This is a genomic window from Streptomyces sp. NPDC057271 (assembly GCF_042668715.1).
In the GTDB taxonomy this organism is placed as follows: Bacteria; Actinomycetota; Actinomycetes; order Streptomycetales; family Streptomycetaceae; genus Streptomyces.
Map to the genome: position 1 here is coordinate 1 of NZ_JBHUYJ010000105.1, position 20,918 is coordinate 20,918.

Here is a 20,918-nt window from a genome sequence, read left to right on the forward strand (position 1 = left end):
CGTTCGTGATCGCGCACCGGCTCTCCACCATCAGGGACGCGGACGTGATCCTGGTGATGGAGAACGGCTCGATCGTCGAACAGGGCACGCACGAGGAGCTGTTGGCGGAGGACGGCGCGTACGCGCGGCTGTACGCGGCCCAGTTCGCCCAGGCGGTCGCCGAGGTCGACTGACACGAGGGCGCGCCCGTGTCGCGCGGGACGGGCGTGACGCCGGAGTCTTCGAAAGGTGCGTGCCGCCGCACGGCGGGGGGCGGACCCCGAGGCCCCCCTCCCGGCCCGGCCCCTCCCGGCCCGGCTGCGGCTGCGGCCCGGCTGCGGCTGCGGCGGCGCGGTCCGCAGGGCCGTCCGCACTCCGGATGTGCCCGCGCCCGGCCCACAGGCCTCGCCGAGGACCGGTACAGGCCAGTGGCCGGCGAGGGGCGGCGTGCGGCCGCCGGGGTCCGCGAGCCCGTCCCGGGGACCGCCTCGCAGGCCCCTGCCGTGCGGAAACGACCCCGCCATCACACGGTGAAGACGGCGTCACAAGCGCTTCACACTTCGCACACTTTCGGTCGCGTATACGAGCCGTACCCCAGAGTGACGGACGGCGGGCGCCCCGCTCTCGTAGCGTTCCGCTCCATGCGACGCACTCAGATGAGGCGCATGGGCCTCGCTTCCTTCTTCGCCCTCTTCCTCGCCGTCTTCGGCCTGGCGCCCGCCGCGCACGCGGCCGACCCCGCGCCGGCCGAGCTGACCTTCAGCACCGACGCCGCCACCACCACTCCCGGCGGCACGGTGAACCTGTCGATGACCATGACCAACAACCAGACCTACGACATCTGGTTCATCTACCAGACCATCGACCCGACCTGGCTGACGACGCAGCGCCCCGACCTGAAGTACAGCTTCACCGGCTGCACGCTGACCACCTCCGGCGGCGGCGTGCCGTGCTCGGGCACCGGCCCCGCGAACCTCGGCGGCAACTACGGCACCACCATCCCGCCGGGCCAGAGCCGTACCGTGACGCTGACGCTCCAGGTCGCGGCCGACTCCGGTTGCAACGGCAACATCGGCTTCTACTCCTACTTCTACGCCGAGTTCAGCGACAGCAGCAACCTCAGCGGGGGGCCGGCCTACACCCCCGAGACCCGCGTCCTGTGCGCCTGATCGCACACACGGGCGATCCCGCATGACGGTCGCCGCCGCACCCTGCCGACCCGGCAGCGCGGCGGCGACACGCCTTGGCCGAGAATCGACGCCTGATGAACGCCGTATCGGTCTAGACCAATGGTGGTGATCCCGGTCGCCGAGTCCCGGACCCCCTCCCGAAAAGGCCGTACTCGCTTGCCGAACAGGGGAGCGCGCATCCCGGAGACGTTTTCGCGCCCCCACAACGCGCCCCCGGCAGAGCACAGTTCGTCACCTGTCGTTATCCGCCAGCTTTCGTGGTGTGAACACAAAAGGTCCACACACCCATCACTATGTGACGAGACGGATGTGAGCGACCGGCCGCCCGAGGCGGCGGCGTCCGCACGGGGGTGACGTCCGCTCCGCACGGGGCTGTCTTCATCCCGCCCTTGGGGAGGGGACATAACCGCATGAAGCGGAGAATTCGCACGACTATGTGCACGGCCGGCGCACTGCTGGCCTCTCTGTGCCTGCCCATGGGCACGGCACACGCCGACGACCCGGTACGCATCGACCTGCGGGTGCTCGTGGTCTCCGACGGCGGACCGGCGGTGGACGCCATCGCCGCGGAACTCGAGACCGCCGGCACCCCCTACACCGAGGTGGACCTTCAGGAGCCGGGCCGGCCCGTCATCGACACGTCCTTCCTGGCGGACATGGTGGACGGCGTTCCGCGCGCCAGGTTCCAGGCCGTCGTCCTGCCGAACGACAACCCCTTCCCGGCGGGTTCCGCCGAGATGGAGGCCCTCGCCGACTACGAGCGCGCCTACGACATCCCGCAGGTGGACGCCTACACCTACGCCCGACCCGAGGCCGGACTCCAGTACCCCGTCTTCGGCGGCTACTCCGGCAGCATGGACGGCGCCGAGGCCCAGGTCACCGCGGCGGGCGCGGCGGGCCCCTTCGCCTACCTCGACGGCGCGGTGCCCTTCGAGGACAACTCGCCCGACGTCGGCGAGAGTTACGCCTTCCTGTCCACGCCCGTCGCGGGCGCCGACTTCACCACCTACGTCGACGCCCCGATCCCGGGCCGGACCACCCGCGGCTCCCTGGTCGGCGAGTACCGCCACGACGGGCGGCGCGAGCTGGTCGTCACCTTCGTCTACAACCAGTACCAGCAGCAGTTCCGCCTGCTCGCCCGCGGCATCGTGGAGTGGATGACCGACGGCGTGCACCTGGGGGCCTCCCGCAACTACTTCGCCGTCCACGTCGACGACGTGTTCGCCGCGGACGACCGCTGGAACTCCGAGCTCAACTGCACCCCCGGCGACGTGGACTGCACCGACAGCAGCGTGCAGCCCGACCCGATCCGGATGACCGCCGCCGACGTCGACCACGCCACCACGTGGCAGGACGCCAAGCAGTTCACCCTCGACCTCGCCTACAACGGCGCCGGCAGCGTCGACCACCGCGAGGACAACAACGGCGAGGACACCCTGGCCGACCGGCTGATCGCGAAGCGCAACGAGTTCCGCTGGATCAACCACACCTACACCCACGCCTTCCTCGGCTGCGTGCAGGACACCACCGTGGTCCCGTGGCGGTGCGAGACCACCCCGGGCGGCGACACCGTCTGGGTGAGCCGCAACGACATCTCCGACGAGATCGCCACCAACCGCGTCTGGGGCGACGTCGCCGGCCTTCCGCTGGAGGACGACGAGCTGGTCACGGGTGAGCACTCCGGCCTGAAGGTGACGCCGCAGCAGCCGCAGGACAACCCGAACCTGGCGCTCGCCCTCGGCGACAACGCGGTCACCTGGCTCGCGTCCGACAACTCGCGCGACCCGCAGCTGCGCCAGGTCGGCCCGGCGCTCACCGTCGCGCGCTACCCGATGAACGTGTTCTACAACGCGGGCCGCGCCGCCGAGCAGGTCGACGAGTACAACTGGATCTACACCAGCCGGGCCCAGGGCGGCAGCGGCATCTGCGAGGACTACCCCGAGACGACCACCTGCCTCCCGGCTCCCCTCGACCTCTCCACGGGCTACGGCGACCACATCGTGCCCCTGGAGACCAGGATCGCCTTCGGCCACGTGATCGCCAACGACCCCAAGCCGCACTTCATCCACCAGTCGAACCTCGCCGAGGACCGCATCGCCTACCCGGTACTCGACGGCGTCCTCGACACCTACGCGGGCCTGTTCGCGGACAGCGCCCCGGTCGTCAACCTGCGGATGAAGGACATCGGCGTGGAGCAGGAGCGCCGTGCCGCGTGGCGCTCGGCCGTCGCCGCCGGGCAGGTCAGCGCCTACCGGATCGGCCGCACCGTCACCGTGCAGACCCCCGCGGACCTCGCGGTCACCGCGACCATGCCCGCCGGGACGCAGAACGGGACCGCCGCCTTCGGCAGCCCCTACGCCGGGCAGGTCTCCGGCTGGGCCACCGGCACCGCCGGGTCCCTCACCCTGGACGTCCCCGGGGCCGCCGCCCCGGCCGCCGCCCCCGAGAGCGGTTCCTCCCCGGAGCCCTCCGGCACCGCCCCGGACGTCCCCGTACCCGCCGGCGTCACCCGGCAGGTGCCCTACTCGCCCGAGAGCTGAGCGTGCCGCGGGGGGGGGGAGGGGGGGGGAGCAGAAAACCCCCCCCCCCCCCCCCCCCCCCCCCCCCCCCGCAGCGCCCCCCCTGGCCCCGCGGCCCCCCCCGGGCCTTCCCCCCCCCCCCAGGAAAGCGCACCGCCCCGTTCCCTCCCCTGGTCCCCCCCCCCAGCACCCGCACGCCTCTGTCCAGCCCTCGACGGCGGAGCCACACCCATGCACGCTATCCACGGCCCGCGCCACTCCGGCGCGACGCACGTCACCCTGCTCACCGAAGGCACCTACCCGCACAGCCACGGCGGTGTGAGCGTCTGGTGCGACCAGATCGTCACCGGCATGCCGGACGTCGCCTTCGACGTCCTGGCCGTCACCGGCACCGGCCGCGAGCCGGTCGTGTGGGAGCTGCCCCCTCACGTCACCCGGGTCCGCTCGGCGCCCATGTGGGGCCCGGCCCCCGGCGGTCGGCCCCCCGTGGGGCGCCGCGAACGCCGGATCGCCCAGGCCTACGAGCGCTTCGTGACCGCGCTGCTCGACCCCTGCGCGGAGGACGGGTTCGCCCCGGCGCTCCACACCCTGGCGGACGCGGCGGCGGACGGACTGCTCAGCCCCTTCCTCAGGGGCGACCGCGCCCTCGACGTCCTGGCCTCCGTATGGAACCGTCCAGGCCTGATAGTCCGCGAGGCGCGCCCCAACCTGCACGACGCCATCACCGCCACCAGCCTGCTGGAGCACGCCCTGCGGCCGCTGGCGGCCGAGGCGCCCCGGCACGGCGTGTCGCACGCCGTCAGCGGCGGGGTCGCCGTGCTGCCCGGTCTCGCCGGGCTCGAACGCCACGGTGTGCCGCTGCTGCTCACCGAGCATGGCGTCTACCTCCGCGAGCGCTACCTCGGCTACCGCACGGCCCCCTACCGCTGGCCCGTCAAGGCCGTCGTGCTCGGCTTCTTCCGGCTGCTCGCGGAGGAGACCTACCGCCGCGCGGCACTCATCACCCCGGGCAACCGCTACAACCGGCTGTGGGAGGAGCAGGGCGGTGCCGACCCGAGCCTGATCCGCACCGTCTACAACGGAGTCGACCCCTCGGCCTTCCCGCCGGCCGGGCCGGAACCCGACGAACCCGTGCTCAGCTGGGCGGGCCGGGTCGACCCGATCAAGGACCTGGAGACCCTGATCCGCGCCTTCGCCCTCGTCCGGGAGAAGCAACCGGAGGTGACCCTGCGGCTGTTCGGGGGGACTCCCCGCGGCGGCGAGGCCTACCGCGAGCGCTGCGAAGCGCTCGCCGCCTCGCTCGGGCACGCCGAGGCCGTCCGGTTCGAGGGCCGGGTGGAGGACATCACCGACGCCTACGCCGCCGGTTCGGTCGTGATGCTGTCAAGCATCAGCGAGGGCTTCCCCTTCACCCTGATCGAAGCCATGTCCTGCGGCCGCGCCACGGTCTCCACCGACGTGGGCGGCGTGCGCGAGGCCGTCGGGGAAGCCGGACTCGTCGTCCCCCCTCGCGATCCGCAGGCGATGGCGGACGCGGCGCTGGAGCTCCTCGGCAACCCCGAGCGCCGGCGACGCATGGGCGAGGCGGCGCGGCTGCGCGTCATCGAGCAGTTCACACTGCGTCAGACGATCGACGCCTTCCGGGAGATCTACCAGGAGCTCGCGGACCGCCGCGCACCCCTGCCGCGCCGACGCGCCGCGGCCGAGCCGGTCGCGCTGCTCGCGGCCGTCGGGCGGGAGCGGATACCCGCCGCCGGAACGGCGGGTATGGCCGGATGAGCGGACCGCTGCCCCTGGAGCCCCGCACCGGGGAGGACACGCTGACGTTACGCCTGGGCGACCAGCGCACCCTGGCACTGCGGCTGCCCCGGATGAGGGGGAGCGAGCAGGAGATAGACCGTCTCGCCGCCGAGATGACCGAGGCCCTGGGCCCCGCCGTCCACTCCTACGAGATCGCGGCGATGCTGGAGTCCGAAGGGCTCACGGCTGACGTGATCCGCGAACGGTACGGCAAGAAGGACCTGTTCGCGCTCGCGGACGCCCTCTACCAGCGGGTGCCGCGGACCTTCCCGGAACCGCAGGCGCCCGGGGACCCCTGGCGCCCGGACCATCTGCGCTGTGCCCTGCGCGGTGCGCTGTTCGCGCTGCCGGGCCTCGCCCACCTGCTGACCGCCCCGCTGTGGCAGGGCACCGACGCCGTCCCCGCGCTGGTCACGGCCGGGCTCGTCTCCTGGGCCTTCGGACAGGCGCTGGGCCACCGCGCCTACCTGCGGCTCGCCGACGGCCGCCGGGAGGCCGGCCGGACCCTGATGCTCGGTGCGTCGGCCGGGGCCGCCCTGGCCACCGCGGCGGGACTCGCCGTCGCCGGGCCGGGACCGTCGGCCGCCTTCGCCGCCGCGCAGTCGGTCTACCTCGCGTGCGCGGGCGTGCTCCTGGTACTGGGCCGGGAGAAGCTGCTCCTGGCGGCACTCACCCCGCTGGTCGCCGGTGCCGCGGCCCTGGTGTGGTGGGACGCCGCCGACGCCGTGCGGATCGCGGTGCCCCTGGCGACGGTGGCCGCCACGGTCGCCGCCGCGGCCTTCGCCCTGTCCCGGGCGCTGGCGGCGCCCGCCGCCGCGCACGCGGCGCGGCCCCGAGCCCTGCTGTCCGTCCCCTACGGGCTGTTCGGGCTCGCCGCGGGAACGCTCGTGCTGAGCGAGGGCCGCACGGAGCCCTTCGCGGTGATCGTCCTCACCGTGAGCATGGGCCCGGCGGAGTGGCTGCTCTACCGCTACCGGGGGCTGTCCGTGGCGGCACTGCGGTCGGCCTCCACGCCGTCCGGGTTCCGCCGCCGCTCGGCGGGCGTCCTGCTGCTCTGCCTGGGCGGCTACCTGCTGCCCCTGCTCCCGGGCGCCGTGCTGGTCGGAGCCGACCCGGCCACCGTGCTGGCGCTCGGCGCCACCCTGTGGTGCGCCCTGCTCCTCCAGGCGTTCGGGATCGCCTGGCCACCCGCCCTGGTGTGCCTGGCGGCGGCGAGCACGGTGGCGGTCCCGGCCCTGACCCCCGTTCCGCCGCACCCCCTGCTGCTCCCCGCGAGCTGCGGGGCGGCCTCGCTCGTCCTGGTCGCCTGGGTGCTGAGCCGGCTCGGCCGGCCCGCCGCCCACACCTGACCTGCACACCGGGACCGCCGACGCGGCGGTCCCGCACCGGCGGGGGGCACCCGCGGGCCCCGCCCCGCACCCCGCACCCCGCACCCCGCACCCCGCACCCCGCAAGACCGTTCCTCGAACCACCGACCGAAAGGACTCGTGTTGACCTCCGCACCACTCGCCGCCGTCACCGGAGCCGAAGGATTCATCGGCTCCCACCTGACCGAGGCGCTCGTCGCCGCGGGCTACCGCGTCAGAGCCATGGCGCAGTACAACTCCTTCTCCTCCTACGGCTGGCTGGAGACCCTCTCCCCCGATGTGCTCCCGGAGGTGGAGATCGTCCTGGGAGACGTGCGCGACCCGGGCTCGGTGCGTGCCCTCGCCGAAGGGGCGGAGTGCGTCTACCACCTCGCCGCGCTCATCGCGATCCCGTACTCGTACCAGGCGCCGCACAGCTACGTGGACACCAACGTCACCGGCACTCTGAACGTGCTGGAGGCGGTGCGCGCCCTCGACACGCCGCGCCTGGTGCACACCTCGACCAGCGAGACCTACGGCACCGCGCAGACGGTCCCCATCACCGAGGACCACCCGATCAACACCCAGTCCCCGTACGCGGCCTCGAAGGCGGGCGGCGACCGGCTCGCGGACAGCTACCACGCGAGCTTCGGTACCCCGGTGGTCACGCTCCGCCCGTTCAACACCTTCGGCCCCCGCCAGTCGATGCGGGCCGTGATCCCCACGGTGATCGGCCAGCTCGCCGCGGGCGCGCGGACCATCACGCTCGGCGACCTGCGCCCCACGCGGGACTTCACCTTCGTCCGGGACACGGCCCAGGCCTTCCTGGCGGTCGGCACGGCCGAGGCCGAGCGGGTCGTCGGCCGGACCTTCAACGCCGGCACCGGGGGCGAGATCTCCGTCGGCGACCTGGTGACGCTCATCGGGAAGGTCATGGACACCCCGGTCGACGTCCGCACGGACGCCGAGCGCGTACGCCCGGCCGACTCCGAGGTGATGCGCCTGGTGGCCGACGCCACGCGGCTGCGGGAGACCACCGGCTGGGCGCCGGCGCACGACCTGGAGCAGGGTCTCGCCCACACCGTGGAGTTCTTCCGCGACCCGGCGAACCTGGCCCGCTACAAGACCGACATCTACAACATCTGACCGTTCGGACACCACGAAGGAGAAGCCTGTGCATGCAGTGATCCTGGCGGGAGGCAAGGGTGTCCGGCTGCGGCCGTACACCACCGCACTGCCGAAGCCGCTGGTACCCATCGGCGACCAGCACGCGATCCTGGAGATCGTGCTGCGGCAGCTCGCCGCGGCCGGATTCCGCAGCTGTACCCTCGCCATCGGGCACCTGGGGGAGATCATCCGGGCGTACGTCGGCGACGGGTCCCAGTGGGGCATGGCCATCGACTACGCCACCGAGGAAAGCCCGCTGGGCACCATGGGCCCGCTGCTGAACCTGCGCGACCGCCTCCCCGAGCACTTCCTCGTCATGAACGGCGACGTCCTCACCGACCTCGACTACGCGGACGTGCTGGGCCGGCACACCGACTCCGGAGCACCGCTGACCATCGCGACCTACTGCCGCCAGGTCCGCATCGACTTCGGCGTGCTGACCACCGACGACCGGCGGGTCGTCGGATTCACCGAGAAGCCGAGCCTGGACTACCGCGTCTCCATGGGGGTCTACGGCCTCTCCCGGGCCACGCTCGACAGCTACACCCCCGGCCTCCCGCTCGGCTTCGACGAGCTGGTGCTGGACCTGCTGAAGGCGGAGAACCCCCCGCACGCCTACGCGTTCGACGGCTACTGGCTCGACATAGGGCGCCCCGACGACTACGACCGGGCCAACGCCGAGTTCACCAGCCGCAAGTCACTGCTGCTCAAGGGAGCCTGAGCCACCGCCATGCGCATCCTCGTCCTGGGCTTCACCGGATATCTGGGCGGACACGTCACCGATCTGCTGCGCCGTACACCGGACGTGGCCGTGATCGGCGGCGGACGCTCGCCCGCCGCCGACGTCGGCGTCGACCTCGCCACCGTCTCCCCCGACCGCCTGGCGGGGATTCTCGCCGACGTCGCACCCGACGCGGTGGTCAACTGCGCGGGGGCGGTGGGCGGCGACGCCGTGACCCTGGCGGAGGTGAACGCCCGGGGCCCGGCCGTGCTGTGCGCGGCCCTGCGGGCCGCGGCCCCGGGGGCCCGGCTCGTCCACCTCGGTTCCGCGGCCGAGTACGGCCCGGGCACCGAGGGGGTACGGGTGGCGGAGACGGCCCAGGCCGCTCCCGCCACCCCGTACGGCGCCACCAAGCTCGCCGGCACGGCGGCGGTGACCGCGTCGGGCCTGGACGCGGTCGTGCTGAGGGTGGGCAATCCGGTCGGCCCGGGGGCTCCGGCCGCGGGCCTGCCGGGGCGGGTGGTCGGGCTGCTGCGGTCGGCCGGCGGGGGCCCGGACGCGGAGCTCCGGCTCGGGGACCTGTCCCCGTACCGGGACTTCGTGGACGTGCGGGACGTCGCCCGGGCGTCGCTGCTCGCGGCGACGGTCCCCGGGCCGCTCCCGGGCGTGCTGAACATCGGCGGCGGCGGGGCGGTCCCCGTACGGGAGCTGGTGCAGGGGCTGGTGCGGGCCGCCGGATTCCGGGGCCGGGTGGTGGAGCAGAACGGCGGATCGGCCCGCTCCGGCGGGGTGTCCTGGCAGTGCTCCGACATCGGCGCCGCCGAGAAGGCGCTCGGCTGGCGGCCCGCGCACACCCTTCAGGACTCGGTGGCCGCCCTGTGGCGGGAGGGCGGCGCCGCGGTGGCCGCCGGTGCCGTCCCGGACGGCACGCCGTGAGCCTGCTGATCCCCCTCTACGTCCATCCGGCCGAGGATCCGGGCGCCTGGCACCGGCTCATCACGGCCGCGGGCCGCACCTGGGCGGTGATACTGAACCCCGCGAGCGGGCCGGGCGAGGAGCCCGACCCGGCGTACGCGGCGGCCGCGAAGGCGCTGCGTGCGCGCGGCGCCCGGGTCCTCGGCTATGTGGACAGCGGCTACGGCCGCCGCCCGGAGGACACGGTCGCGGAGGAGGTCGCCCGCTACCGGGACTGGTACGCCGCGGACGGCTGCTTCCTCGACCAGGTGACCTCGGGCGCGCCGGAACTCCCGGCCTGCCGACGCCTGGTCCGCAGGATCCGCAGGCTCGGCGCGTCGCCGATCGTGATCAACCCCGGTGTGCACCCGGCGCCCGGGTACGCGCGGGCCGCCGACCTCACCGTCACGTTCGAGGGCCACTGGAGCACCTACGTGTCCGCGTTCAGCCGGCCCGACTGGACCGTCCGTCAGGCACCGGAGCGCTTCTGCCACCTGGTGTACGGCGTGCCGGAGGCTCTGGTGCCGCTGGCGGTGCGCACGGCGCGCACCCGGGGGGCGGCCGTCACCGGTCCGGTCACCGGCGATCTGCCCAACCCCTGGGCGGACCTCACCCCCGCGCTCGCGGGAGCCGAGCGGTGAGGCGCGGGGCGGGCCACACGCTGGTGGCGCTGCTGGTCCTGGCGGCCGCGGGGTGCTCCTCGGGCGGCGGCGAACCGGGTGCCCGCGGTCCGGACCGCTCCTCCCCAACGCCGTCGGCCTCCGCCGGGCCGCCGACGGGCACGGCCTCGCCGGGGAGGTCGTCGTCCGCGTCGGCCTCCGCCCCGTCACCGGGGGGTACGACGGGCACGCCCGGTCCGGGCGCGTCGTCCTCGGGGCCGGGAGGGCGCTGGCAGCCCCGGCCGGGGCTCGCCTGGCAGTGGCAGTTGGACGGGCGGGTCGACCCGTCGGTGGACGTGCCGGTCTACGACATCGACGGCTTCGAGAACTCCGCGGCCGACGTGGCCCGCCTGAAGCGGGACGGGCGGCGGGTCATCTGCTACATCAACGCCGGTGCCTGGGAGGACTACCGGCCCGACCAGAAGTCCTTCCCCCGCTCCGTGCTGGGCTCGCCCAACGGGTGGCACGGCGAGCGGTGGCTGGACATCAGGCGCACGGACGTCCTGCGGCCGCTGATGGAGCGCCGCTTCGACATGTGCCGGGACAAGGGCTTCGACGCCGTAGAGCCGGACCTGCTGGAGGGGTACGCCAACGACACCGGGTTCCCTCTCACCGCCGACGACCAGCTGCGCTACAACCTGATGATCGCCGAGATCGCGCACGCCCGCGGTCTGGCGGTGGGCCTGAAGAACGACCTGGCGCAGATCCCGGTGCTGGTGCACCACTTCGACTTCGCGGTGAACGAGGAGTGCGCGGAGTTCGACGAGTGCGAGCGGCTGGCGCCGTTCGTGGCGGCGGGGAAGGCCGTGTTCCACGTGGAGTACGAGGAGCGGACCGAGGAGTTCTGCGGGGACTCCCAAGCCCTGGGGCTGTCGTCGATGCGCAAGCGCCTGGATCTGGACACGTGGCGGGACCCCTGCTGAGAGGGCCGCCCCGGTGTGCGGCCTCCGGGACCCCGTCCCGGGTGCGGCGCCCGTGCGGGAACCCTAGTCGAGATAGCCGCGCAGTTGGTCGGCGAAGGCGTGGTCCCGCAGCTTGTTGAGGGTCTTCGACTCGATCTGGCGGATGCGTTCGCGCGTCACGCCGAAGAGCCGGCCGATCTCCTCCAGGGTGCGGGGCCTGCCGTCGTCCAGGCCGTAGCGGAGCTGGACCACCTTGCGTTCGCGCTCGCCGAGGGTGGAGAGGACGGCCTCCAGATGCTCGCGCAGGAGCAGGAAGGCCGCCGACTCCACAGGGCTCGTGGCGTCGCCGTCCTCGATGAGGTCGCCGAGCGCGACGTCGTCCTCCTCGCCGACGGGGGCGTGCAGGGAGACCGGCTCCTGGGCGAGGCGCAGCACTTCGCCGACCCGTTCGGGGGCCAGGTCGAGCTGGGCGGCGACCTCTTCGGGGGTGGGTTCGTAGCCGCGTTCCTGGAGCATGCGGCGCTGGACCCGGATCACCCGGTTGATCAGTTCGACGACATGGACGGGGACGCGGATGGTCCGGGCCTGGTCGGCGAGGGCCCGGGACATCGCCTGACGGATCCACCAGGTCGCGTACGTCGAGAACTTGTAGCCCCGCGCGTAGTCGAACTTCTCCACGGCCCGGATCAGTCCCAGGTTCCCCTCCTGGACCAGGTCGAGCATGGTCAGTCCGCGTCCGACGTACCGCTTGGCGACGGAGACGACGAGCCGCAGATTGGCCTCGATGAGCCGGCGCTTGGCCATCCGGCCGAGGACGACGAGCCGGTCCAGGTCGAGCGCCAGCCGGGAGTCCAGATCGGGGGTGCTTGCCAGCTTCACCTCGGCGAAGAGCCCGGCCTCGACACGGCGGGCGAGCTCGACCTCCTCGGCGGCGGTGAGCAGCGGAACGCGGCCGATCTCCCGCAGGTACTGGCGGAACAGGTCGGAGGAGGGCCCGTTACCGCCCAGGTCGACCCGGCGCGGTACCGGCTCCGGTTCGGGTGTGTCGTCCACGAACTCGGCGGGCTCGGGCAGGTCGGCCGGCTCGGCAGAGGCCGGGGCCTCCGGGTGGTGGACGGCCGGGCGCTGCCCGGGCACGAGATCCGTCGGGGACAGGGTCTGGGTCTGCACGGGGGCGACCTCCAGGGTGATCGCTGCCGGTGCTCCGGGGGCTCAGGCACCGCCCCCAGTGTGGGGTACGACACATCACCGCCACGAGGGGCGTGCGGTGACTTTTTGAGTTCGCGAGGTGACCGAACGTCAGAGCGCGTCGGCGCCGTTGGTGCGCAGCGACTGGGCGTACTGGGTGAGGACCCACAACTCGTTCTGCACGGCGGCCAGTTGCGCGGGGTCGCCATGGGTGCCGAGGCGGGCCAGGCTGCCCTGGATGTCGCGGACGCGGCGGTCGACGGCCCGCAGGCGGACCGAGACGAGCTGGGCGCCGGCGTAGACCTCGTCGACGACCTTGGCGAAGATCGTCTCGACGGCGAGTTCGGTGACGAGCGCGCGGACCGTGTCGTCGGGGGCGGCCTCGCGTACGGCGGACAGGTAGTCGTCGGGGGCGCCCGTGGCACCGCCCGCGTCCTGGACGCACTGGCGGACGGCCGCGTAGGGCGGGGCGGTGAACTCGTCGACGCCGTAGGCGTCGAAGGCCGGGGAGACCAGCTCGGGGCGCTGGAGGGCCAGCTTGAGCAGTTCGCGCTCGGTGCGGTGCGCGGGGCTGCGCAGGTTGAGCGCGGGCCCGGAAGGGGCGGCCGAAGGCGCCGGCGCGTTGTAGTCCCCCGTGGCCCTTCGAGCGCGGGCGGCACCCCCGTGCTGCGGGGCCGCCGGCCCGGGGGCGCCCCTGCCGCCCCGGTCGCGCTGCCAGCGGGCGATCTGGCCGACGCGCCTGACCACGAACTGGGTGTCGAGGATGCCGAGCATGCCCGCGAGCTGGACGGCGACCTCGTGCTGGGAGGCGATGTTCTTGATCCGGGCGACGATCGGCGCGGCCTCGTCGAGGGCGGCCGCCCGGCCCGCCGGCGTCTCCAGGTCGTACCGCTTCACGATCTGGCGCAGCGCGAACTCGAAGAGCGGGGTGCGCGGCTCCACCAGCTCGGCGACGGCCTGGTCGCCCTTGGCGAGCCGCAGCTCGCAGGGGTCCATGCCGTCGGGGGCGATCGCGATGTACGTCTCGGCGGCGAACTTCTGGTCGTCCTCGAAGGCGCGCAGGGCGGCCTTCTGGCCGGCCGCGTCGCCGTCGAAGGTGAAGATGACACGGGCCGAGCCGTTGTCCATCAGGAGTCGGCGGAGGATTTTGATGTGGTCGCCGCCGAACGCGGTGCCGCAGGTCGCGATGGCCGTGGTGACCCCGGCGAGGTGGCAGGCCATGACGTCGGTATAGCCCTCGACGACGACGGCCCGGCTGACCTTGGCGATGTCCTTCTTCGCCAGGTCGATGCCGTAGAGCACCTGCGACTTCTTGTAGATCGGCGTCTCGGGCGTGTTCAGGTACTTGGGCCCGTTGTCGTCCTCGCGGAGCTTGCGCGCGCCGAAGCCGACGACGTCGCCGCCGACGTCCCGGATGGGCCACATGAGCCGGCCGCGGAAGCGGTCGATGGGGCCGCGACGGCCGTCCTGCGAGAGCCCCGAGAGGATCAGCTCCTTGTCGGAGAAGCCCTTGCCGCGCAGGAAGCGGGTGAGGTGGTCCCAGCCGGCCGGGGAGTAGCCGACGCCGAAGTGCGCGGCGGCGGCCTGGTCGAAGCCGCGCTCGGCGAGGAACTTCCGTCCGATCTCGGCCTCGGGCGAGTCGAGTTGGTCGATGTAGTACTGGGCGGCGGCCTTGTGCGCCTCGACCAGGCGGATGCGCTCGCCCCGCTGGTGACCCGGGTTGTAGCCGCCCTCTTCGTACCGCAGGGTGATGCCCGCCTTGGCGGCGAGGCGCTCGACCGTCTCCGAGAAGGAGAGGTGGTCGATCTTCATCACGAAGGCGATGGTGTCGCCGCCCTCCTGGCAGCCGAAGCAGTGGAACAGACCCTTGCTCGGGCTGACCTGGAAGGAGGGCGACTTCTCGTCGTGGAAGGGGCACAGGCCCTTGAGGTTGCCACCGCCGGCGTTGCGGAGCTGCAGGTACTCGGACACGACGGCGTCGATCGGGACCGCGTCCCGTACCGCCTTCACGTCGTCATCGTTGATCCTGCCTGCCACGCATGAATTCTACGGGCGGGCGGGCGGGTCCTCCCCCAGGAGGACGCCGCCGGCCGCGCCGGTCTCCTCAGATCAGGCTCTCCAGGGGGACGGACGGGTCCGCGAGGGCGTCGGTGTCCACCGGGGACTGGGCGCGGATGAGCCGCTGGATGGGCTCTGTGACGTCCCACACATTCACGTTCATCCCGGCGAGCACCGTGCGGTCCTTGAGCCAGAACGCGATGAACTGCCGCTTGCCGACGTCGCCGCGCAGCACGACCTGGTCGTACGAGCCGGGCGGGGCCCAGCCCGAGTACTCCATGCCCAGGTCGTACTGGTCGGAGAAGAAGTACGGGACCCGGTCGTACGAGACGTGCTGTCCGAGCATGGCGCGGGCGGCGGCCGGGCCGCCGTTGAGGGCGTTGGCCCAGTGCTCGACGCGGAGCCGGGTGTGCAGGAGCGGGTGGGCGGCGGCGGCGACGTCACCGGCCGCGAAGATGTCGGGGTCGGAGGTGCGCAGCGACTCGTCGACGGCGACGCCGCCGCCGTGGGCACGGTCGACGAGGTCGAGCCCGGCGGCCTCGGCGAGGGCGGTGCGCGGGGCGGCGCCGATCGCGGCGAGGACGGCGTGGGCGGGGTGCTCCTCGCCGTCGTCGGTGCGGACGGCCAGGACCATGCCGTCCTGGCCGACGATCTCGGTGAGCCGCGCGCCGAAGACCAGGCGGACGCCGTGCTCGGCGTGGAGATCGGCGAAGAGCTGGCCGAGCTCGGGGCCGAGGACCTGATGGAGCGGGGTGGGCTCGGACTCGACGACGGTGACCTCGGCGCCGTAGCCGCGGGCCGCGGCGGCGACCTCCAGGCCGATCCAGCCGCCGCCCGCGATCACCAGATGGCCGTTGTCCCGGCCGAGGGCGGCCAGGACCTGGCGCAGCCGGTCGGCGTGGGCGAGCCTGCGCAGATGGTGGACGCCCGCGAGTCCCGTGCCGGGGATGTCGAGGCGGCGCGGCTCGGATCCGGTGGCGAGCAGCAGCCGGTCGTAGCGGATGGTGGTGCCGTCGCCGAGGCGTACGGTGCGGGCCTCGCGGTCGACGGCGGTGACGGGCTGCCCGAGGTGGAGCTCGACCTCGGCGCGGGCGTACCAGGCGGGTTCGTGCACGAAGACGGTCTCCCGCGCCTCCTTGCCGGCCAGATAGCCCTTGGAGAGCGGTGGGCGTTCGTAGGGGTGGTCGCGCTCGTCGCCGATGAGGATCACGCGGCCGGTGAACCCCTCGGAGCGGAGCGTCTCCGCCGCCTTGGCCCCGGCCAGTCCCCCGCCGACGATGACGAAGGTCTGATCTGCGTCGACCACTTGATGCCTCCTCGTTGCGTCCGCTTCCACGCTACGCCTCCGGGCGTTCGGCGAGCCGTACCGCCTCGGGCGCTCCGCCGAGCGTCCCGCACGGAGCGTGATGGCGAAAGAGGGCGGGCGCCGGACACCCTCTGGGGTGGGCACCCCTCAGGGGCGGGGGGGCCCGAGGCGGGGGGCTCTGGGGTGGGCACCCCTCAGGGGCGGGGGGGCCTGAGGCGGGCGTGCAGGGTGCCGGCGGAGGCGTCCGTGAGGGAGGCGATCTGGTCGATGATCACCCGCTTGCGTGACCTGTCGTCGTCCGCCGCGTCGAAGAAGGCCCGGAACTGCGGGTCGAGGCCCTCGGGGGCGCGGGCGGTGAGCGCCTCGGCGAGTTCGGCGAGGATGATGCGCTGGTCGGCGCGGAGCGCCTCCTGCTCGGCGCGCTGCATCACGTACCGGTCGGCCACGGCCTTGAGGACGGCGCATTCGTTGCGGGTCTCGCGGGGGACGACGAGTTCCGCTCCGTAGCGGGTCAGCCGGCCGCTCCCGTACGCCTGACGGGTGGCGCCCTCGGCGGCGAGGCAGAAGCGGCCGATCAGCTGGCTGGTGGCGTCCTTGAGACGGGCCTGGGCGACGGCCGATCCGTCGTAGCCGTGCGGCCACCAGTCCTGGTCGACGAGGCGGTCGAGGGCCTCGGCGAGCTCCTGCGGATCGGTGTCGTGCGGTACGTACCGGCCGATGGCGACGGCCCAGATGTCGGCGCGCTCGGGCTCGGCGAAGAGCATGTTCGGGTCGATGTGGCCGGCGTGCAGGCCGTCCTCGAAGTCGTGGACCGAATAGGCCACGTCGTCGGACCAGTCCATGACCTGCGCCTCGAAGCACTTGCGGTGCGCGGGGGCGCCCTGGCGGGCCCACTCGAAGACGGGCAGGTCGTCCTCGTACACACCGAACTTCGGCGAGTCGGGGTTCTCGGGGTGCCCGCCGCGCGGCCAGGGGTACTTGGTGGCGGCGTCGAGCGCTGCACGGGTGAGGTTGAGGCCGACGCTGACGGGGCGGCCGGTGGCGGAGTCGGCGATGAACCGCTTCGGCTCGATCCGGGTGAGCAGCCGCAGCGACTGGGCGTTGCCCTCGAAGCCGCCGCAGTCCTTGGCGAAGTCGTTGAGCGCGACCTCTCCGTTGTGCCCGAAGGGCGGGTGGCCCATGTCGTGGGCGAGGCAGGCGGCCTCGACGAGATCGGGGTCGCAGCCGAGCGCGGCGCCGAGCTCGCGCCCGACCTGGGCGCACTCCAGGGAGTGGGTGAGCCGGGTGCGGGGGCTGGCGTCCCAGGCGTGACTGAGCGAGCCGGGGGTGACGACCTGGGTCTTGCCGGCGAGTCTGCGCAGGGCGCTGGAGTGCAGCACCCGCGCCCGGTCCCGCTGGAAGGCGGTCCGACCGGGCCGCTTGTCGGGCTCGGCGGCCCAGCGCTCGGTGGCGTTGTCGTCGTAGCCGGGGGTGTCCGTGATGCCAGGGGTGTCCGTGAAGCCTTCCATGCACCGAAGGTAACCGGCGCGACGGACAACCGGGGCGAGGACGGACCGGAGACGGGGCGTCAGGGCAGGAACTCGAAAGAGTACAGGCCGCGTTCGCCGACCGCGACGAGTCCGCTCCCGTCGGGGAGCCAGGCGCAGGAGGTCATGGCCGTCTCGGCGCGGACGGCGGCGACGGTACGGCCGGTGGCAGCATCCCGGACGCGGAGCATGGCGCCGGCGGTGGCGATCCACTTCCCGTCCGGTGAGACGGAGAGTCCGTTCACCGGGCCGTCGGGGTCGGTGTGGGTGGCGAGGGGCTCGCCGGTACGGGGGTCCCAGTGGGTGAGGGCTCCGGTGGTGGAGGCGGTGAGGAGGCGGGTGCCGTCGGGGGTGACGGCGAGGGCGGTGATCCTGCCGTCGTGCGGGAGGTCGAGGTGCCCCTCGGCCGACCGCCGGCCCGGCGCGGGCCGGAACACGTGCACCGACGACTCCGCCCCGTCGGAGCCGGAGCTGGACCGGTTGCGCGCCACGGCCAGCCAGGTGCCGTCCGGCGCGATGACCACCGTGTGCGCCCGGCCGACCGAGCCCGGGGGGCGTGGCAGGAGGGCGGTCCGCCGCTCGGTGGAACGGTCCCACAGCTGGAGCGCGCCGTCGGAGTCGGCGACGGCGATCCAGCTGCCGTCGGGGGCGACGGCGAGGGCCTGCGCCGAGACGGTGTGGCCGAGCCGGAGGACGACGGGTCGCGCGCCCGGCGGGCCTTCGACGCTCCCGATCTCCACCCTGAACAGGTGTCCGGCGGCGTACCAGGCGCCGCTCGCGCCGAAGGCGACCGGCCCCCGGTAGTCGTCTCCGTTCCCGGAGGACAGTGGGCTCCGCCAGGTGTCGCCGAGCGGGTCGCCGAGCCGGGTCGCTCCGTCGCGGTGGGCGACGGCCAGCAGTCCGCCGTGTCCGACGGCGGTGACGGTCCGCATCCCCTCGCCCTCGCCGGACCGGAACCGCTCGGGTCCGGAGCGGTCCCAGATCTTGACCGACCCGTCCTCCCCCGCGCTGATCAGCCGCTCGCCGTCGGGTGTGAAGGCGACGGCGTGGACCCCGCCCTGGTGGGCCGAGTAGCGGGCACGGCAGGTGCGCAGCCCGCGGTTCCAGATCGCGAGCGTCCCGTCCTCGCCGCCGCTCGCCAGCCACCTGCCGTCCGGTGACACCGCGAGGGCGGTGGCGGCGCCCCTGTGGGCCTCGATCGTGGTCGTGGCACCCGAGCCCTGCGAGCCCGTCTCGTCCCAAAGGTGCAGTTCGCCGTCGTCCCAGGCGGCGACCGACCACCCGCCGTCCGGCCCGTAGGCCAGTGCGTTCACCTGCCGGCCCGCTCGACCTCCCCGGGCCGGCAGGTACGAGGAGAGGTCCACGGACATCCGCGTCGCGCCGACCCGCCCACCCACGGCCAGCAGGGTGGCGTCCGGAGCGACGGCCACGCAGGTGGCGGCCGCGCTGGCCAGCCGTCTTTCTTCGGCGAGCCGCACCCCGCTTACGGCGTCCCAGAGCTCCACATGACGGTCCGTGACCGTCACCACGCGGGTGCCGTCGGGGGTGATCGCCAGGGCGTGGACCGACGCGCCGTCCTCCCCGACCGGCCCGAGGGTCCTCGTCGGCATGGTGGCGCGGTCGAGTGACCAGAGGTGAACGGTGCGGCCGGCGCCGGCGGTCGCGAGCCAGGTGCCGTCCGGGGCCATCGCCAGGGACCGGAACCGGCCCTGGCCACGGACGTCCACGGCCAGTCGGCCGCCGCTGTTCGGGTCGAGGCCGCGGGCCATGCCGTCGGCTCCGACCGTGACGAGCGAGTCACCGCCCGGGGAGACCGCCACGGCCCACACCGGTCCGGTGTGGCCGAAGAAGGTGCGGAGCAGGGCCGGTTCGGGCAGGTCCGGCGGCGTGCGGAGGTTACGGAGGTGCGGCCCGAGTCCGGGACCGGCGCGGCGTTCGCCGATGCGGTCGCGCCAGAGCGGGAGGGACTCCAGGCGGCTGTGCAGGACGTTCGTCAGGAGTTCGGGCGGGTCGGTGGGGGTGAGGAGGTGGGCGGTGCGGGTGAGGTCGTCGGCCAGGCGCGCGGCCGTGGCGGTGGGGACGGCGGCCAGGTCCGCCCAGGCTGCCAACGGGCCGCGCTGGTGCAGTCGGGCCTCCACCCAGCGCAGGTCGCACGCCACACGCGCGGCCTCGGCGGTCCGCCCGGCGGCGAGCAGGTGCTCGATCGCGTGGTCCAGGACGTAGCCCCGGCTGTCCTCGGCGGGCTCCCAGGGGGTCGGACCGACGGCGTCGGCCAGCGTGCCGTGCAGGGCGGTCACGGCCGGCTCCCCCAACTCCTTGTGCAGGTAGTCGCGGAGCACGTCGTGGAGGCCGATCCGGCCCCCGTGGTCGGGGACGAGCGAGACCAGGGACAGTCGGTCGAGCTCGCCGCACAGGGCTCGGGTCTCCGGCTCGGTGAGTCCGCCGGTCTCCCCCCACAGGCGGGCGACCAGCGGCACGGGGATCGACTCGTCCTCGGCGAAGATCGCGAGCTCCGCGAGCCGCCCGGCTCCGCCGGCCGGGAGCAGGGTCGTGGCGGCCTCCACCGTGGCCCGTACGGCCAGGGCCCGGCGGGCCGGATCGTCCAGGTCGAGCGGCGCGGAGTCGGCGTCCACGGTGGCCGGGCCGTTCGCGGTGAGCCCGCCGAGTGCCTCCGCCGCCGCGTCCACGGGGTCCGTCCCCGTGGCGATCCGACGGGTGATCAGGCGGTTGGTGAGTCGCAGCAGGAGCGCCCAGCGCCCGGTGGCCTCCAGCAGGTCCCGGACGAGCGTCTCGGGGAGGGCGGGCAGCTCCCACATCAGGACGGCGCGGGCCTGGTCGGGGGACATCTGGTCGACCCGCACCCGTTCGGTGCCGCGCGGCAGGACGCCGGGGACCCGGGTGGTGACCAGGCGTACGCACGGGGCTCCGCCCTTCAGGAACGGGTCGAGCTGCTCGGCGTCCCAGACGTCGTCCAGGACGAGCAGGGTGGGGGGCCGGTGGTCGAGGAGGCGCCCGAGGTGGTCGCCGGCGAGGCCAGGGTCGTCGAAGGTGGTCGTGTCGCCGGTGATGAAGCGGGTGGCCTCGGCGACCTTCGCCGCGACGGCGGCGCGGCCGCGCACGTCGCGCCCGATGGTGACGGTGTAGATCCGGGCGCGGAAGTGTCTGCGTACGCGGGGGCTGGCGGCCACCGCCGCGGCGAGGACGGTCTTGCCGAAGCCGCCCGCGCCCTCCAGGGAGGTGGTGATGGCCACCGTGCGTCCGGCGCGCCCTCGGCGGGTGCGGCAGACGGCCTTGGCCGTACGCGCGCGTTCGGCCCGGTCGATCACCCAGTCGGGGACGGCCCGCGGCGGAGGCGGGGGTGGGTCGGTGGCCGCGGTGTGGGTCCGCTCCTGGCGCCAGGCCACGCCCACGGCGGCGAGGATGCCGACGACGGCGAGGCCGGCCACCCACCACCAGGGCTGTTGCCGGATGTGGTCGAGCTGCCCGGGCCAACGCTCCCTGGACGTGGCGGCGTTGGCGGCCAGCGAGGCCAGTACCGCGACCGCCGCCGCCATCGCCGCGAGCGATGCGCCCCTGACGGCACCGCGCATGATCCACCCCCCG

The 20,918-nt window shown here is 73.8% G+C and carries 14 protein-coding genes; 9 read left to right on the forward strand and 5 right to left on the reverse strand.

Annotated features, from left to right (window positions below; translation table 11 throughout):
• The first annotated feature begins 620 nt into the window (after window positions 1-620).
• From ACFUJR_RS32285 to ACFUJR_RS32325, 9 genes are all read left to right on the forward strand, one after another.
• Entirely contained in the window at window positions 621-1,148 is a 528-nt protein-coding gene (locus ACFUJR_RS32285) for a hypothetical protein (protein WP_383173475.1), read from the forward strand.
• A 431-nt stretch (window positions 1,149-1,579) separates the two neighbouring features.
• Window positions 1,580-3,709, forward strand: a complete 2,130-nt coding sequence (locus tag ACFUJR_RS32290; RefSeq protein ID WP_383173472.1) for a hypothetical protein — start codon at window positions 1,580-1,582, stop codon at window positions 3,707-3,709.
• 210 nt (window positions 3,710-3,919) lie between these two features.
• Window positions 3,920-5,467, forward strand: coding sequence for a GT4 family glycosyltransferase PelF (pelF, locus tag ACFUJR_RS32295; RefSeq protein WP_383173469.1), 1,548 nt, complete (start codon window positions 3,920-3,922; stop codon window positions 5,465-5,467).
• Window positions 5,464-6,837: a hypothetical protein gene (locus ACFUJR_RS32300; RefSeq protein WP_383173466.1), complete on the forward strand. Its 1,374-nt coding sequence runs from the start codon at window positions 5,464-5,466 to the stop codon at window positions 6,835-6,837. Before pelF ends, ACFUJR_RS32300 begins: the two co-directional genes overlap by 4 nt.
• A 141-nt stretch (window positions 6,838-6,978) precedes the next feature.
• Window positions 6,979-7,980 carry a GDP-mannose 4,6-dehydratase gene (locus tag ACFUJR_RS32305; protein ID WP_383173463.1) on the forward strand — a complete coding sequence of 334 codons (1,002 nt, stop codon included), beginning with the start codon at window positions 6,979-6,981 and terminating at the stop codon, window positions 7,978-7,980.
• Between the two features lie 28 nt (window positions 7,981-8,008).
• Window positions 8,009-8,722, forward strand: a complete 714-nt coding sequence (locus ACFUJR_RS32310) for an NDP-sugar synthase (RefSeq protein ID WP_383173460.1) — start codon at window positions 8,009-8,011, stop codon at window positions 8,720-8,722.
• A 9-nt stretch (window positions 8,723-8,731) separates the two neighbouring features.
• Window positions 8,732-9,658 (forward strand): NAD-dependent epimerase/dehydratase family protein, encoded by a 927-nt coding sequence (locus ACFUJR_RS32315; RefSeq protein WP_383173458.1) that lies wholly within the window; start codon window positions 8,732-8,734, stop codon window positions 9,656-9,658.
• On the forward strand, window positions 9,655-10,317 hold the full coding sequence (locus ACFUJR_RS32320; RefSeq protein WP_383173455.1) for a spherulation-specific family 4 protein: 663 nt from the start codon (window positions 9,655-9,657) through the stop codon (window positions 10,315-10,317). Before ACFUJR_RS32315 ends, ACFUJR_RS32320 begins: the two co-directional genes overlap by 4 nt.
• A complete protein-coding gene (locus ACFUJR_RS32325; protein ID WP_383173452.1) occupies window positions 10,314-11,258 on the forward strand; it encodes an endo alpha-1,4 polygalactosaminidase in 945 nt (314 codons plus the stop codon). Before ACFUJR_RS32320 ends, ACFUJR_RS32325 begins: the two co-directional genes overlap by 4 nt.
• Before the next feature lie 63 nt (window positions 11,259-11,321).
• On the opposite strand, the gene ACFUJR_RS32330 is transcribed toward ACFUJR_RS32325, so the two are convergent.
• The 5 genes from ACFUJR_RS32330 to ACFUJR_RS32350 all read right to left on the reverse strand — a co-directional run bounded on the left by ACFUJR_RS32330 (window position 11,322) and on the right by ACFUJR_RS32350 (window position 20,905).
• The gene (locus tag ACFUJR_RS32330) at window positions 11,322-12,428 is read right to left on the reverse strand and encodes an RNA polymerase sigma factor (protein WP_383173481.1); all 1,107 of its coding nucleotides are present in this window, start codon (window positions 12,426-12,428) and stop codon (window positions 11,322-11,324) included.
• A 108-nt stretch (window positions 12,429-12,536) separates the two neighbouring features.
• A complete protein-coding gene (gene dnaG / locus ACFUJR_RS32335; RefSeq protein WP_383173449.1) occupies window positions 12,537-14,462 on the reverse strand; it encodes a DNA primase in 1,926 nt (641 codons plus the stop codon).
• Between the two features lie 67 nt (window positions 14,463-14,529).
• A complete protein-coding gene (locus ACFUJR_RS32340) occupies window positions 14,530-15,789 on the reverse strand; it encodes an NAD(P)/FAD-dependent oxidoreductase (protein WP_383173446.1) in 1,260 nt (419 codons plus the stop codon).
• Between the two features lie 194 nt (window positions 15,790-15,983).
• Window positions 15,984-17,297: a deoxyguanosinetriphosphate triphosphohydrolase gene (locus tag ACFUJR_RS32345; RefSeq protein ID WP_383173443.1), complete on the reverse strand. Its 1,314-nt coding sequence runs from the start codon at window positions 17,295-17,297 to the stop codon at window positions 15,984-15,986.
• Window positions 17,298-17,356: 59 nt separating this feature from the next.
• Window positions 17,357-20,905: an NB-ARC domain-containing protein gene (locus tag ACFUJR_RS32350; protein ID WP_383173440.1), complete on the reverse strand. Its 3,549-nt coding sequence runs from the start codon at window positions 20,903-20,905 to the stop codon at window positions 17,357-17,359.
• Between the last annotated feature and the right edge of the window lie 13 nt (window positions 20,906-20,918).